The following is a 15,040-nucleotide window of genomic DNA, read 5'->3' on the forward strand; positions in this document are numbered from 1 at the left end:
CACAAAAACTACAATCGGTTGTGTTAGTTTAGTGTACCTGGTCTGTCATTTCGAGGAACGAGAAATCTTTGTGATAAACTCTGAAAAGATTGAAAATTATTATTTAAGGACTTACTTGTGAAATCTTCGTAGTTTCTCGAAATGACAAAAATTAAGCAAACGTTCTTATGGAAACGATTTGCGTGAGGGATAGCAGTGGAAAGCCCACAGCCTGACGAAGGAAGTGCGAGGACTTGAAACGGATAGCCTCCCGATAGTTAGTGGGACAGGCAAACGCCCAAAATGTTGAAATATAGGATTTTAAAAACTTAACATAATTAATGCAAAAAACAATTTTTTATAAAAGAATTTTATCTATTTTAGCATAACAGAACGGAACAGAACGGTATGCTAAAAGAAGAAGAAAAATTTGAGTTTATAATAAATCACGAAAGTGATATTCCGAAGTACCAGCAGTTGGTTGACGGGATTACAAATGCTATTGCGGAGAATATTTTGCAGAAGGGAGATTTGTTGCCTTCTGTTAATGTAATCTGTAAAACGTATCAGCTTTCAAGGGACACGGTTTTTAAAGCGTATTCGATTTTGAAAGACCAAAAAGTGATTGATTCTGTGCCAAATAAAGGCTATTATGTAGCAGGCGAAACCAGAAAAGTGCTTTTGGTTTTAGACACATTTAAGGCTTATAAAGAGGTTTTGTATCATTCGGTTGTGAATAATCTGCCTGATAATGTGATTATAGATGTACAGTTTCATCACTATAATATTGATGTTTTTAAAACGATCATTAATAACGGAATCGGGAAGTATTATAAATATGTGGTGATGAATTTTGATCACAAAGAAATTGCTCCTGTGTTGTCGGCAATTTCAAAAGATAAACTGCTTTTGATAGACTGGAATATTCAGGCAGATAAAGCAAATAATTATGTGTTTCAGGATTTTGGAAAAGCGTTTTATGAGTCTTTGACAGAGGCAGTGGATTTGTTTAAAAAGTATAAAAAAATACAATTTGTATATCCTGATTTTACAAATCACCCGTGGGAAACAGTTGAATTTTTTAAGAAATTCTGTGCCGATTTTGGTTTTAAATATGAAGTAATTACAGATCCAAAGAAGTTCGATATCGAAAAAGGAATTGCTTATATCAGCGTAAGCGACAGGATTTTAGGGCACTTTTTAGAACAATGCAAAGAGAAAGATTTTGAACCGGGAAAAGACGTTGGCTTTTTGTCATACAATGAAACCCCGATGAAGAAATTTATATACAAAGGTATTTCGGTTGTTTCAACTGATTTTAAAGAAATGGGAACCAAAGCAGCGGCATTTATTACGCATGACGAAGAAACGAAGTGTTATGTGCCGACAAAATTAATAATAAGAGAATCATTGTAGTATGTATTATATCGGTTATGATATTGGAAGTTCTTCTGTCAAGGCAGCCTTGGTAGAAGCAGAAACGGGTAAAAAAGTAATCGTTTTGAACGAGCCTCAAAACGAAATGGAAATCCTTTCTATTCATCCAGACTGGGCTGAACAAGATCCTGAAATCTGGTGGAAGCACATTTGTACGGCAACAAAAAGAGCGATTAAAGAAGCTAATATTGATGCATCTAAAATTCAAGGAATTGGTATTTCGTACCAAATGCACGGGTTGGTGATTGTGGACAAAGAAGGAGCTCCGTTGCGAAATTCAATTATTTGGTGTGACAGCCGTGCGGTTGAAATTGGGAATAAAGCTTTCACCGAAATTGGAGAAGAGAAATGTATGTCGCATTTATTGAATTCGCCAGGGAATTTTACGGCTTCAAAACTAAAATGGGTTAAAGAAAACGAACCTCAACTTTATAGTAAAATTGCTAAATATATGCTTCCTGGAGATTACATCGCTTTGAAACTGACAGGCGAAGTAACGACTACTAAAAACGGTTTGTCTGAAGGAATGCTTTGGGATTATAAAGAAAATAAAGTTGCCGATTGGCTTTTGGATTACTACGGAATCGATCAGTCTTTGACTCCAAAAATCGTAGAAAATTTTACGAATCAAGGTGTTGTTACTGAAAAGGCTTCAGCAGAATCTGGTCTTCCAGCAGGAATTCCGATTGTGTATAGAGCAGGAGATCAGCCAAATAATGCTCTTTCGCTAAATGTATTAAATCCGGGAGAAGTTGCAGCTACGGGCGGAACTTCGGGCGTATTTTATGCGGTAAGCGAAATGTCGTCTGGGAAAAGCACAAGAGTGAACAATTTTGTTCACGTAAACTACGAACTGGAAACGCCAAGAGTGGGTAAACTTTTAAATATTAACGGAGCAGGAATTCAGTACAGATGGCTTCGCAATAATATGGGGAACGAAAGTTACGAGGTAATGAATGAAAAGGCTTCAAATATTGAAATTGGATCAGAAGGAGTAGTTGTGATTCCGTTTGGAAATGGCGCAGAACGTATGTTCAACAACAAAACTATTGGTACACATTTTTTAAACCTCAACTTAAATATTCACAACAGCGCGCATTTGTTTAGAGCTTCTCTTGAAGGAATTGCTTTTTCGTTTGTGTACGGAATGGAATGTTTAAAAGATGATAATGCGACAATCAATGTGATAAGAGCTGGAAATGATAATCTTTTCCGTTCTGAGATTTTCTCCAATACTGTGGCGACCTTAATTGGTCACGAAATTGAAATTTACAACACAACAGGAGCAGTTGGTGCGGCGAGAGCGGTTGGTTTAAAAGATGGCGATTACGGTAAATTTGGAGCAAATGTTAGTGACAATGACCACGTTATGACGTTTTTACCTCTTCATAACAAAGAACCTTACGAAGCTGCTTATAAGAAATGGAAACAAGAATTAGAATTAATATTAACAACTAAATAAAAGAATCAAATGATAGTTTTAGGAGATAAAGAATACTACAAAGGTATTGGCCAAATAAAATTTGAAGGAAAGGAATCTGATAATCCATTGGCATTTAAATATTACAATCCAGACCAAGTTGTAGCTGGAAAAACAATGCGTGAGCATTTTAAATTTGCAATCGCATATTGGCATACTTTCTGCGGACAAGGAAGCGATCCATTTGGACCAGGAACACAGCAATTTGCTTGGGATGCTTCATCAGATCCTTATCAGGCAGCGAAAGATAAAGCAGATGCAGCTTTTGAATTTATCAGCAAAATGGGATTCGATTATTTCTGCTTCCACGATTACGATTTGATTGCTGAAGGAGCAACTTTCGCAGAATCAGAAAAACGTTTGGTTTTTATTACAGATTACCTAAAACAGAAAAAAGCAGAATCTGGAATTAAATTACTTTGGGGAACTTCAAACTGTTTCTCAAATCCAAGATTCATGAACGGAGCGGCGACAAATCCAGATTTTAATGTTGTGGCAAGAGCTGGAGGTCAAGTAAAATTAGCTCTTGATGCTACAATCGCTTTAGGTGGAGAAAACTATGTATTCTGGGGTGGTAGAGAAGGTTATATGTCTTTGCTAAACACAGATATGGGAAGAGAATTAGACCACATGGCGCAATTCTTAGCAATGTCTAGAGACTATGCTAGAGCGCAAGGTTTTAAAGGAACTTTCTTTATCGAACCAAAACCAATGGAGCCATCTAAACACCAATACGATTTTGACTCGGCAACTGCGATTGGATTCTTGAAAAATTATGGTTTAGATAAAGATTTCAAAATCAATATCGAGGTAAACCACGCGACTTTGGCACAGCATACTTTCCAACACGAATTGGAAGTGGCTGCAAAAGCTGGAATGTTAGGAAGCATTGATGCCAACAGAGGAGATTACCAAAACGGATGGGATACAGACCAATTCCCAAATAACATTCAAGAAACTACTGAAGCAATGTTGGTTTTCTTAAAAGCCGGCGGATTGCAAGGTGGTGGAGTTAACTTTGATGCTAAAATTAGAAGAAATTCTACAGACTTAGAAGATGTTTTCTTAGCACACATTGGAGGTGCTGATACTTTTGCAAGAGCATTATTGACTGCAGATAAAATCATTTCTTCTTCTCCTTACGAGAAATTAAGAAAAGAAAGATACAGCTCATTCGATTCTGGAAAAGGGAAAGATTTTGCTGAAGGAAAATTAAACCTTAAAGATCTTTATACAATCGCTCACGAAAATGGAGAATTAAATCTTCAAAGCGGTAAACAAGAATTGTTTGAAAATATCATCAACCAATATATTTAATAAAACTAAACCCCAACAGGTCTTCTAAACCTGTTGGGTTTCTACAAAATATTTAGTGAGGCAAATCTAGAAAAGTTTAAAAACTGTTTTCTGATATTCTATCAGATAAAATTCTAAAAATGTGTATTAAGATTATGGCTTTGTTCTTGAGATTTGAAAAAAATAGATTTAAGGTTTAGTTGCTATTTTTTGAAAATCAAAAAGAATCAAAAGTCAGTTTGATAAAATAATAGTGAGTATTTTTTATTGAAGGTTTTTTGAAGAGCAAAATCAATCGAAATGCACATTTTTTACTCACAAGAACTTTACTTAAGCAAAGAAATACGTACAGTTTTGTCATTTCGACGAAGGAGAAATCTCCGTTAACGATATCGGATTGAAACAGTTTGTTGAAGATGCTAAAAAAATGAATCTCTAGACTGAATAAACCACAAAATTTGAAAAGCTCTTTTCGTTCTGAAAAGAGCTTTTTTAATAAGAGGAAAGGTCACTTAAAAAAGGTGCTAAAAGTATATCGATTACTATTTTATAACTTAAGATCATACCTTTCTTCATAAAACACCTTCCCCCATTCCTCAACTTCTTCAGATTTTGTAAGTTCGAATCCCATCATTTTATACATTTGAAGCGCTTTGTCTTGTAAACTTGTGGTAAGCAGAAAAACGTTTTTAAATTTCTTTTCTCGGCAAAAATCAACTGCATCGGTTAAGAGTTTTTTACCAATTCCGAGACCTCTAAAAGCGGGATCGAGAAGAAACCATCTCAATTGCGCTTCTTCATTAGGTTGATGTACAATGGCAACGCATCCCACAATTCTGTTATTGTATTCTGCCATCCAGATTCGGTCATTTTCTGGAGAATATTTTTCTAAGAAATCGTAAAAAGTCTTGATCACGTATTTCTCAAAATCATTTGAAAAATTCGATTCGTTTCCATAGATAAATCCGTGTAAATAAATAATGTAGCCAATATCGCCAGGAGTAATATTATGGCGATACGTAATATCTTCACGAGTTATTTTATTTTCTGTAAGCAGATTTCTAACCGTGTTCATTGAATCGACTAAAATTTCTTTTTCAGAATTGCTTAGTTTTTCAATTTTACCCTCAATCTTGTTTTCAGATTTAGCATTCAAAACGCTTAATAATTCATTTCCAGAATCGGTCAGTTTAATGTTAAAAGCGCGTTTATCTTCTGCGGAAGCAACTTTTACAATTAAGTTTTCTTTTAAAAAACGCTTCAAAATTCGGCTTAAATAACCTTTATCTAGATTTAAAATTTCAGTGATTTTCTGAGCTGTTATAGTTTTGCTTTCACTGATTTCATACAGAATTCGTATTTCGGTTAAAGAATATTCACTATCCAAATAATGCTGACTTAAGATATCTAAATGTGCCGTATAAAATCGGTTGAAACTTCTAATTTTTGAAGTTGTAGTATTCATGATTTGAAATATTGTATTGTTGAAGTACAAATATATAAATTTAGTTGCTTTTGTCAACTAATTTAACTTTTTTTATTTTTTGAGAAAGGAATTTTGAAAAGAATAAACTCATTTTAATGCATTCCCATTAATTATTTGTTAAGCACTTTTTCTCCTTTTTATAAGAGAAAGATTGTTATACCAAACAAAGTTTTTCATTTTTTACGCCAAATACTACAAACCTTTATTTTTCAGTTGGCCTTTGACTTCAAATGTTAATAATATGTTTCGCTTTAGAGTGGTTTTATTAATGTAAACGTAACCTAATCGACCTACCCTCAGCTTTAATTTTGGAGACATATAAGAAGAAACCAATACTTTGTATATGCCATTTTTTAATCAGCACGATCATTATCAAGACGAAATCAGAAAAAGTGTTTTGGCAGACACTTTTGATTTGATTATTCATACCAAAATAATGTATCATGTATAAGAAGTTTACAGACGAAGAACTTGTCGAATTATTAAAATCGGGCAAGGACAAAGCTTTTGATGAACTTTATTTTAGATATCGAGATCTGCTTGTTCGGTTTGTATATCTCCGAATGAAATCGATTGCCATTTCAGAAGAAATTGTGCAGGAAGTTTTTACCTCTATATGGGAAAGACGCAAAACAATTGTAATCCAGAAAAGTTTTGCCGCGTACATCTACACTTCGGTTCGCTATATGACTTTAGATTATATCAAATCGCACGAAGTTACCGATCAATACATTCAGGAGGTTTTAGATAAAAATACCGCTTCGCAAACCAGTTATAATGCGATTGAAGATTCTATTTATTATGATGAGTTGAAAAAAGCAGTTGACGAGGCGGCATCGTTACTTCCTAAAAAATCAAAAGAGGTTTTTATTCTAAGCCGAGTAAAACATTATACCAATAAAGAAATCGCAGAAGAATTGAATGTTTCGATCGAAACCGTAAAATACCATATTACGTACGCGCTAAAATTCATGCGCACTTATTTGGGCGAATTCAATTAAAAGTAAACTTCAGATTAAGAATCCAACTTTTTTCTTAACAGAAGCGTAACCTTTTGCGCCTACCTAGAACTACAATTCCCAAGACATACTATTAAAGACATAAAGAAATTATAATGCCTGAAAATTCAAATAACGAAATCAAAAAATTTTTAGAAGGAAAGTACTCTCCAAAAGGACAAGAAATGTGGAATAAATGGTACGATCGTACAGATGATTTTTTTGATAATATGGAAATAGTTCAATCAGACCGTTCCAAACTGAAAAAAGAATTAAGACAAATAAAGAATACGAATAAAGTTATTGCTCTTTCATACAAAAACTGGGCTGTTGCGGCTTCTTTAGTTTGCCTTGTCGGATTATCGGTGTTTTTTTATCAAACATCAAATGCTGTTGAAAGCAAACAATTTGCAGTAAAACTAGGCGAACATGCACAAATAAAACTAAGCGACGGAACAAAAATCTGGCTAAATGCAGGAAGTGTTCTTAAATATCCGAAGGAATTTAAAGGTGATACGAGAGAAGTGTATTTAAGCGGCGAAGCTTTTTTTGATGTAGCCAAAGACAAAAAACATCCGTTTATCATTCATACCAATAAAATGGATACCAAAGTTCTCGGAACCAGTTTTAATGTTCAAGCGTATCCAGATCAAACGACACAAGAAGTTTCGGTTGCAACCGGAAGAGTAAACGTGAAATCGACTGTAACAGACGAGAATGTATATGTAACTCCGGGACAGAAAGTGGTTTTTAAATCGAAAAGCAACAAGCTTCAAGCCTTTAAAGATGTTCCGTTGAATACCATTTCGCTATGGCGAAAAAATATTATGGTTTTTGAAGAAACGCCTCTTTCTGAAGTTGTAGCCACAATTAACCGCAATTATAATGTTGCGATTGAAGTTAAAAACAAGAGTTTAAACGATTTAAAGATCAGCGCTTATTTTAAAGAACTACCTGCCGATCAGGTAATTGGATTGGTGTGCAATATCATCAATGCCCAATACAAAATGGACTCAGGGGTATACAAAATCGAGTAATTCTTTAAACAAAAAAATAAAACTACGTAGCAAACTAATAAACAAAACAATTACACTAAATCTAAAAACTATGAATGAAAAACAAATGCGGTATGCCGCAAAATGGCAGAGCATAAGGACAATGGGAGCAAAATTATTCCTGTTTATGACTTTGTTTTTTGCTGCACAAACAGTAAAAGCCGGGAATGTTGACATTAACAAAAGAGTGACTTTAAAAGTTGACAATGAGAGTATAAAAAATATATTTCAAAAAATTGAAAATCAGGTTGATGTGCATTTTATGTACGAAAGCAGCCAAGTAAATGCCAATCAGAAATTAAGTTTAAAACTGAATAATGTAACGCTTGAACAAGCGCTGGATAAAATTTGCGGTAATGTGCTTAGATATGAGATTGTGAGCAACAATGTCGTAATCAAGAAAAATCAGAAAGTTGCTTCTGCCGATCAAAATAAAATTACTGTTTCGGGAACTGTTTTCGGAGGAGACGATAATATGCCTTTGCCAGGAGTTGGAATTAAAGATAAAGGTTCTGATGCCGCAACAGCAACAGATTTTGATGGAACTTTTAAATTAGAAGTAAACGCTTCTGAAGCAACGCTTATTTTTTCTTACGTTGGTTATATAACGCAAGAAGTGAAAGTTACTAGCTCGCAAAACATCACTGTAAAATTAGCAGCCGATGTGAAACAGCTTCAAGAAGTTGTGGTAATGGGGTACGGAAGCGTGAAAAAGAATGAAGTTTTAGGAGCAGTTGGTTCTGTTTCTATGAAGGAAACTTCAAGCAGAACGTACAATAATGCTGCTGAATTATTACAAGGAACGGTTGCCGGAGTTACGGTAATTAATGATGGTGGTGATCCGACTGCGGCTCCAACAATCAACATTCGTGGTATTGGATCTTTGAACGCTGAAACGCCTCTAATTGTTTTGGACGGAATTATTTACAGTGGTTCTTTAAATACCATAAATCCAAATGATATTGCATCGATAAACGTTTTAAAAGATGCGGCTTCTGCAGCAATTTATGGTGCGAGAGCTTCTGGTGGGGTAATTTTAATTACTTCTAAAAAAGGAGTTTCAGATAAAATTAATGTGAATGTAAATTACCAAGGAGGTTTTCAGAATGTTGCTAAAAAATTGCAGGTTTTAAACGCTGCAGAATATGCTGATGCCATGAATCTTGCAAGAGATAATGCAGGTTTGCCGAGAATTCCTGCTTTCGATCCTGCATTTGAACCAACTGCAAGAACAACAAAAACTAACTGGATGGATGAAATTTTCCGTACAGGAGAAATTCAAGATTTGTCGCTTTCGGTAAACGGAAAAACAGAAAAATCTAATTTCTTTCTTTCTGGAAGTTATAGAAAAAACGAAGGTATTTTGCTAAATACTTATGGAGAACGTTATACGGTAAGAGCAAATTCTTCTTTCAAATTGGCAGATAATTTCACAATTGGAGAAAATATTTCATACTCATTAACTGATGGTCAGACTGCTAATACGTCAAGTTCGTATACAGGAGCAATTCAAGCAGCAATTTTGTATCCGCCAAACGCAACAATTTATAGAGAAGATGGTTCAGGTCAGTTTGGTGGGGTTCCAGAAAAATATATTGGTTCTTACGGAGACGTTATCAATCCGGTGGCTTATTTGAAAAGATTAGACAATAAAAATCCAATTTCTACCATTTTGATCAATCCGTATGCAGAATGGGAAATTGTTCCAGGGTTAAAAGTAAAATCGAACTGGGGTTATACAAGAATTCAAGACAATGCATCAGATTTTACAGTAAAAGTTACAGAGCCAGGAAAGATCTTTGATTTTAACAGATTGACGCTAAAAAACATAACTACTACAGATTTATTGAGCGAGCAGACTATTTCTTATGAGAAATCATTTGGAAAGCACAATTTGAAAGCTCTGGCTGGTTATACATATCAAGAAACGAAAAGAGACTTCTATACCATTGAAGGAACTGGTTTTGATAACGAAGATCCATCTCAACGTTATTTATTAAATGCAAAATTAATTCAGCAGACTGCAGCAGGAAGATCAGATGAAATTATTTCTTCTTATGTAGGAAGAATTAATTACGATTTCAGTCAGAAATATTTAATCTCTGGAATTGTTCGTCGTGACGGAACTTCAAAATTATTAGAAAATAATCGCTGGAAGGTTTATCCTTCAGTTTCTGCAGGTTGGTTAATTTCTGAAGAAAATTTCATGAAAGGTATTGAGCCAATCATCAGCAACTTAAAACTTCGCGCAAGCTGGGGACAAATTGGAAACTTAGGAAACCTTGGACCATATCAATTTAGTGTGCCTTTGGTGCAAACTCAGGCTTTAATTGGCGTTGTGCCATCAATTAATTATGGTTATGCTGAAAGCGAATTATCAAATCCTAATTTAAAATGGGAAAGTTCTGAGCAGACCAATATTGGTTTAGATTTCACGATGCTAAATAATAGTTTAGTAGGATCTGTTGATGCTTATGTAAAGAAGAACAAAGACATGTTGGTTCGTGACCAATTGCCAGGAGTTTCTGGAACGCCACAAGGAAGAATCGTTAACTCTGGAGATGTTGAAAATAAAGGAATCGAGGTGAGTTTAACCTATCAAAAAACTCGTGGAGAATTTAAATTTGATGTTACGGCAAATGCTGGATTCTTAAGCAATAGAATTGTTTCTATTAAAGACGATTTGAATTCATTAGAACCTCTTGGTTTAAGCAGAGTTCGTAGTTTACCATTAGCCAATATTTATCAAGTTGGAAGCCCAGTTGGAGCTTTCTACGGATACCAGACAGACGGATTGTTCCAAAGCAATGATGAGGTGAAAGCTTATGTGAATAAAAACGGTGTAATGTATCAGCCAAATGCGGTTGCGGGAGATATTAAATTTAGAGATGAAAACGGCGATGGTGTAATTAATAATAGCGATAGAGTAGTGTTAGGAAGTCCTTTCCCGAAAACAACTTATAGTTTGAATGCCAACTTTAGATACAAAGGATTTGATATGAATATCTTTTTTAACGGAGCTGCAGGAAATAGCGTTTTCAATGCTGTAAAACATACAGGTTTAAATGCTTCTTTCCCTGGTTACAATTTATTGGCTGAATCAAAAGATGCTTGGACTCCAACCAATACGGATACAAATGTTCCAGTTCTTTCGTCAACAGATAATAATAACAACTTTGGTCGTATTTCTAATCTTTTTATTGAAGACGCTTCTTTCTTAAGATTGAAAAATGTTTCGATTGGTTATACAATTAAAGAAAGCTGGTTGAACGGAAAAGCAAAATTGAGATTCTTTATCTCTGGACAAAACTTATTTACGATTACAAATTATTCTGGAATGGATCCTGAAGTTGGTCTTAAAAACTTTGGAATGGATTTAGGACGTTATCCGCTTTCTCGTATTTACATGACAGGTGTTAACGCAACTTTTTAAAAAATAAAAAACAATTAAAATGAAAAAAATAAGTCTTTTATTATTGAGTTTCGTGCTTTTGGTAAGCACTTCGGCTTGCGAAAGCGAACTTGATGTTGTGCCGCAAGGAGCTCCTTCGAGCGGGAATTTCTGGAAAACACCAGCAGATGCAAAAGCAGGAGTAAATGCAATTTACGCCCTGTATTCAGATGATAATATGTACGGTCGTGGTTTCTTTTGGCTGAATAATGCCAGCGATGATATTGGAACAAAGCCAAGGCAAAATGCAGAACGAATCAAAAATTTTATTGTAGACGGATCAGAATCGGATACTAAAGATATCTGGAGAATTCACTACGAAATCATGAAGCGTTGTAATGACGTGATTCGTAATATTCCAAACATTTCTTTGGATGAAAAAACAAGAAACAGAATGTTGGGAGAGGCTTACTTTAATCATGCTGTAATGCATTTAGAATTGGCGTACCATTATGGAGATGATCGTGCAGGAATTCCGATTCAGGACAGAGAAAATCCAACAAATGTTTATGTGCCTCGCGCTAAAAATGTAGCCGAAAACTACACTTACATTGCTGCCGATTTAATCAAAGCAGCCGATTTATTGCCTTATTTTGATCAGCTTACACCAGACAATTACGGACGTGCACACAAAACTGCGGCTTGGGCTTATTTGGTTCGTACTTATTTGTACGCAAAAGATTGGGACAACGCCATCAAATATGCAAACATGATCGTGGCTAGTGGAAAACACAAATTATTGGACAATTTTGAAGATGTTTTTAAAATTAGCAACAACTGGTCTTCAGAATATATCTGGTCTGTAACTTCAAGTGCTGAGAATACTTCTTTAGGTTCTATTTTTCCTGGAGTTTGTTTAGAAGATAAAGGTTGGGGAGTTTACAATGGATGGGGAAATTTTTATCCGACAAAAGAATTATTTGATACTTACGCTGCCAACGATAAAAGACGCAGCGCTACGATTTTACAAAAAGGAGACAAATTTGTTTATTTCGGAGAGACCGTGACTTTTAATGAAGGAAATCACGTAGTAAGTTCAAGTAACAGAACGGGTTATCAGTTTAAAAAATATATGGAGCCGTTCAGTTATCCAAAAACAACTTCGGGCGGAGTAGATATTCGTTATGTAAATGCGAATGGAGACAAGCCTTCAACTGCTTTAAATGTTCCTCTTTTACGTTATGCTGATGTGATTTTGATGTTAGCGGAAGCGAAATTAATGAAAGGTCAAAATGCAGACACAGAAATCAACATGATTCGTCACCGTGCAGGTCTTACAGATATTTCTGGTGCGACAATGGTCGATTTAAAAAGAGAAAGAAGATGCGAACTAGCAGGTGAGTGGACAGACCGTCATTTTGATTTAGTGCGTTGGGGAGATGCAAAAGAAACTTATGCAAAACCATTGCACCATTATAACGGAAGCGTTATTTATCCTGCTCGTAATTTCAATCCTGCAATTCATCATGTGTGGCCAATACCGCCAGATGAAATCGCGGTAAGTAAAGGAGCTTTAACTCAAAACCAAGGCTGGTAATAAAAAATTCGTTGTGTTTTTTTAGTTTTTTACGCTGCAGTCTTAGTCAGGAGACTGCAGTTGTAAAAAAACAGAGTAAAGTTTGTCATTCCGAGGAACGAGGAATCACACTCGGGATTCGACAAAGATTGGAAATATTCTATGCGGAATTTCTAGTGTGATTCCTCGTTCCTCGGAATGACAAATAGAACTTAACATTTTACTATGTGCATTTAAACAAGTGAAACGCCTTTACACAGAAAGAAAAGCTATGTTTCTATGTGTTAAAAATAAATTGCAGAAACCCATTTCTAATAAAGTTACCTACAGCTTTAAAAGAATAAAAATCATTTTCGATGAAAAAAATAATCACCCTTTTTTGCCTTCAATTTTGCCTCTTCGCGCAAGCGCAAGAATATAGTTCTTCTAACATTCATTCGCATAACGATTACGAAAGTAAGTTGCCTTTTTACGGAGCTTATTCTAACGAAACTGGTGTTATAGAAGCCGATGTTTTTTTAGTGAATAACGAATTATTTGTGGCACACACTGCTAAAGAAATTGCTTCTCACAATACACTTAAAAGCATGTATTTGGAACCGCTTTCTAATAAATTAAAAGCGTTGGAAGGAAAAGCGTATCCGAGCAATAAACCATTGATTTTAATGATTGATATTAAGTCAGATGCCGATTCGACTCTAAAAGCAATTACACAGCAGTTAAAGACTTTTCCAGATATCATTTCGAATAAAAACATAAAAGTGGTTATCTCCGGAAACAGACCTTTGCTATCACTTTGGGCAGCATATCCAGATTTCATTTATTTTGATGGAAGATTGAACGAAAACTATACTTCAGATCAATTGACGAGAGTTGAAATGATTAGCGAAGATTTACATGAAATTACGGTTTGGAACGGAAAAGGTGTTTTGACGCAGCTAGATTCTGAAAAAATTCAGGCAATTATCAAAAAAGTCCACGATCAAAATAAAAAGATAAGATTCTGGGCTACGCAAGACAATGTGAACACGTATATGACTTTGATGAATTTAAAAGTTGATTTTATTGGAACGGATAAAGTTTCCGAACTGACTCAATTTATTAATAGTATCAAAACGACATTTTATCAGAATACAGAGTTTCATCAAGCTTATGTTCCTAAAAATGTTTTCAAGAATAAACGTCCAAAAAATGTTATTCTCTTAATTGGAGACGGGATGGGATTAACGCAAATCTATTCTGGTTATACAGCAAACAAAGGCCAATTGAGTTTATTCAATATTCCAACTCAAGGATTTTCGATTACAAAAGCTTCAGATAGTTATATCACAGATTCTGCAGCAGGAGCAACGGCAATGGCAACGGGACATAAAACCAATAATCGTTTTGTAAGTGTCGATGAACAGGGGAAACAGCTTCAGACAATTGCAGAACAATTGGCAAAGAAAAACTATAAAACGGCCATTATTTCTGCTGGAAACATTACAGATGCAACTCCAGCTGCATTTTATGCACATCAGCCAGAAAGAAGTTTAAGTGAACCAATTGCGAACGATTTTCTTTCGAATTCGTCAGATATTTTGATTGGAGGAGGTCAGAAAGAATTTATTTCTAGAAAAGATGGTAAAGATTTATCTAAAGTTTTAATCGAAAAAGGATATGCTTTCTCTGATAAATTCTCGAGTTTGGATACTATTAAAAATAGCAGATTTGTAGTTTTAGAAGATGCAGCGGTAGTTTCTATGAAAAACGGAAGAGGAGATTTTCTAACGAAATCTTTAGCGAAAGCGACAAATACTTTTTCAAAAACAAAGAATCCGTTTTTTATTATGGCTGAAGGTGCTCAAATTGATTACGGCGGACATCAGAACAATGTAGAGTATGTTGTGAGAGAAATGCTTGATTTTGACAAATTGGTTGGTCAAGCAATGGAATTTGTAGATAAAAATCCGGAAACTTTGTTAATCGTAACCGCCGATCACGAAACGGGCGGATTATCTCTAATTGATGGAAGTATTGAAAAAGGTTACGTTCACGGAAGCTTTAGCACTAACGATCATACGGCAATTCCGGTTCCTGTTTTTGCTTATGGACCAGGTTCTGAAAAATTCATGGGAGTTTATCAGAATACAGCAATTTACAACAAGATTATGGAATTGATTGGAGGGAAATGATTTCTTAAATAAATTCAAATTAAAGGAGCGTCTGAAAAGGTTGCTCCTTTATTAATTTCAGAAATATGTCGCTCCGCTGGAGCTTTTATTTTGTGTCTTGAGTTTTTAGCTATAAATATTTCGCTCTTCCAGAGCTTGAAAACGTTTTTCAAATCCCAATGAAACAAT

9 protein-coding genes are annotated in these 15,040 nt (G+C 35.0%); 8 read left to right on the forward strand and 1 reads right to left on the reverse strand.

What is annotated here, in order from left to right; translation table 11 throughout:
- Nucleotides 1-387: 387 nt before the first annotated feature.
- Genes DMA14_RS00200 through xylA form a run of 3 tightly spaced genes read left to right on the forward strand, consistent with a single transcriptional unit; the run spans nucleotide 388 to nucleotide 4,213 of the window.
- Nucleotides 388-1,395 (forward strand): GntR family transcriptional regulator, encoded by a 1,008-nt coding sequence (locus DMA14_RS00200; RefSeq protein WP_111422189.1) that lies wholly within the window; start codon nucleotides 388-390, stop codon nucleotides 1,393-1,395.
- A 1-nt stretch (nucleotide 1,396) separates the two neighbouring features.
- Nucleotides 1,397-2,878 (forward strand): xylulokinase, encoded by a 1,482-nt coding sequence (locus tag DMA14_RS00205; protein ID WP_111422191.1) that lies wholly within the window; start codon nucleotides 1,397-1,399, stop codon nucleotides 2,876-2,878.
- Nucleotides 2,879-2,887: 9 nt separating this feature from the next.
- On the forward strand, nucleotides 2,888-4,213 hold the full coding sequence (gene xylA / locus DMA14_RS00210) for a xylose isomerase (protein WP_111422193.1): 1,326 nt from the start codon (nucleotides 2,888-2,890) through the stop codon (nucleotides 4,211-4,213).
- Between the two features lie 526 nt (nucleotides 4,214-4,739).
- Here the strand turns inward: xylA and DMA14_RS00215 are convergent.
- Complete coding sequence (locus DMA14_RS00215) at nucleotides 4,740-5,657, reverse strand: bifunctional helix-turn-helix transcriptional regulator/GNAT family N-acetyltransferase (RefSeq protein ID WP_111422195.1); 918 nt, start codon at nucleotides 5,655-5,657, stop codon at nucleotides 4,740-4,742.
- A 464-nt stretch (nucleotides 5,658-6,121) separates the two neighbouring features.
- On the opposite strand from DMA14_RS00215, the gene DMA14_RS00220 reads away from it, so the two are divergent.
- From DMA14_RS00220 to DMA14_RS00240, 5 genes are all read left to right on the forward strand, one after another.
- Nucleotides 6,122-6,679: an RNA polymerase sigma-70 factor gene (locus DMA14_RS00220; protein WP_111422196.1), complete on the forward strand. Its 558-nt coding sequence runs from the start codon at nucleotides 6,122-6,124 to the stop codon at nucleotides 6,677-6,679.
- 113 nt (nucleotides 6,680-6,792) lie between these two features.
- Nucleotides 6,793-7,713: a FecR family protein gene (locus tag DMA14_RS00225; protein ID WP_111422198.1), complete on the forward strand. Its 921-nt coding sequence runs from the start codon at nucleotides 6,793-6,795 to the stop codon at nucleotides 7,711-7,713.
- A gap of 70 nt (nucleotides 7,714-7,783) precedes the next feature.
- Nucleotides 7,784-11,164, forward strand: a complete 3,381-nt coding sequence (locus tag DMA14_RS00230) for a TonB-dependent receptor (RefSeq protein ID WP_111422204.1) — start codon at nucleotides 7,784-7,786, stop codon at nucleotides 11,162-11,164.
- Between the two features lie 19 nt (nucleotides 11,165-11,183).
- Nucleotides 11,184-12,719: a RagB/SusD family nutrient uptake outer membrane protein gene (locus DMA14_RS00235; RefSeq protein ID WP_111422200.1), complete on the forward strand. Its 1,536-nt coding sequence runs from the start codon at nucleotides 11,184-11,186 to the stop codon at nucleotides 12,717-12,719.
- A 335-nt stretch (nucleotides 12,720-13,054) separates the two neighbouring features.
- Entirely contained in the window at nucleotides 13,055-14,872 is a 1,818-nt protein-coding gene (locus tag DMA14_RS00240) for an alkaline phosphatase (RefSeq protein WP_111422201.1), read from the forward strand.
- Nucleotides 14,873-15,040: the final 168 nt, after the last annotated feature.

Origin of the sequence: Flavobacterium sharifuzzamanii (assembly GCF_003254585.1) — a bacterium.
Lineage (GTDB): Bacteria > Bacteroidota > Bacteroidia > Flavobacteriales > Flavobacteriaceae > Flavobacterium > Flavobacterium sharifuzzamanii.

Bases quoted from the DNA above. Each gene is read 5' to 3' on its own strand.
- DMA14_RS00230 (WP_111422204.1), top strand. From the start codon at position 7,784: ATGAATGAAAAACAAATGCGGTATGCCGCAAAATGGCAGAGCATAAGG.
- xylA (WP_111422193.1), top strand. From the start codon at position 2,888: ATGATAGTTTTAGGAGATAAAGAATACTACAAAGGTATTGGCCAAATA.
- DMA14_RS00200 (WP_111422189.1), top strand. From the start codon at position 388: ATGCTAAAAGAAGAAGAAAAATTTGAGTTTATAATAAATCACGAAAGT.
- DMA14_RS00215 (WP_111422195.1), bottom strand. From the start codon at position 5,657: ATGAATACTACAACTTCAAAAATTAGAAGTTTCAACCGATTTTATACG.
- DMA14_RS00240 (WP_111422201.1), top strand. From the start codon at position 13,055: ATGAAAAAAATAATCACCCTTTTTTGCCTTCAATTTTGCCTCTTCGCG.
- DMA14_RS00220 (WP_111422196.1), top strand. From the start codon at position 6,122: ATGTATAAGAAGTTTACAGACGAAGAACTTGTCGAATTATTAAAATCG.
- DMA14_RS00235 (WP_111422200.1), top strand. From the start codon at position 11,184: ATGAAAAAAATAAGTCTTTTATTATTGAGTTTCGTGCTTTTGGTAAGC.
- DMA14_RS00225 (WP_111422198.1), top strand. From the start codon at position 6,793: ATGCCTGAAAATTCAAATAACGAAATCAAAAAATTTTTAGAAGGAAAG.
- DMA14_RS00205 (WP_111422191.1), top strand. From the start codon at position 1,397: ATGTATTATATCGGTTATGATATTGGAAGTTCTTCTGTCAAGGCAGCC.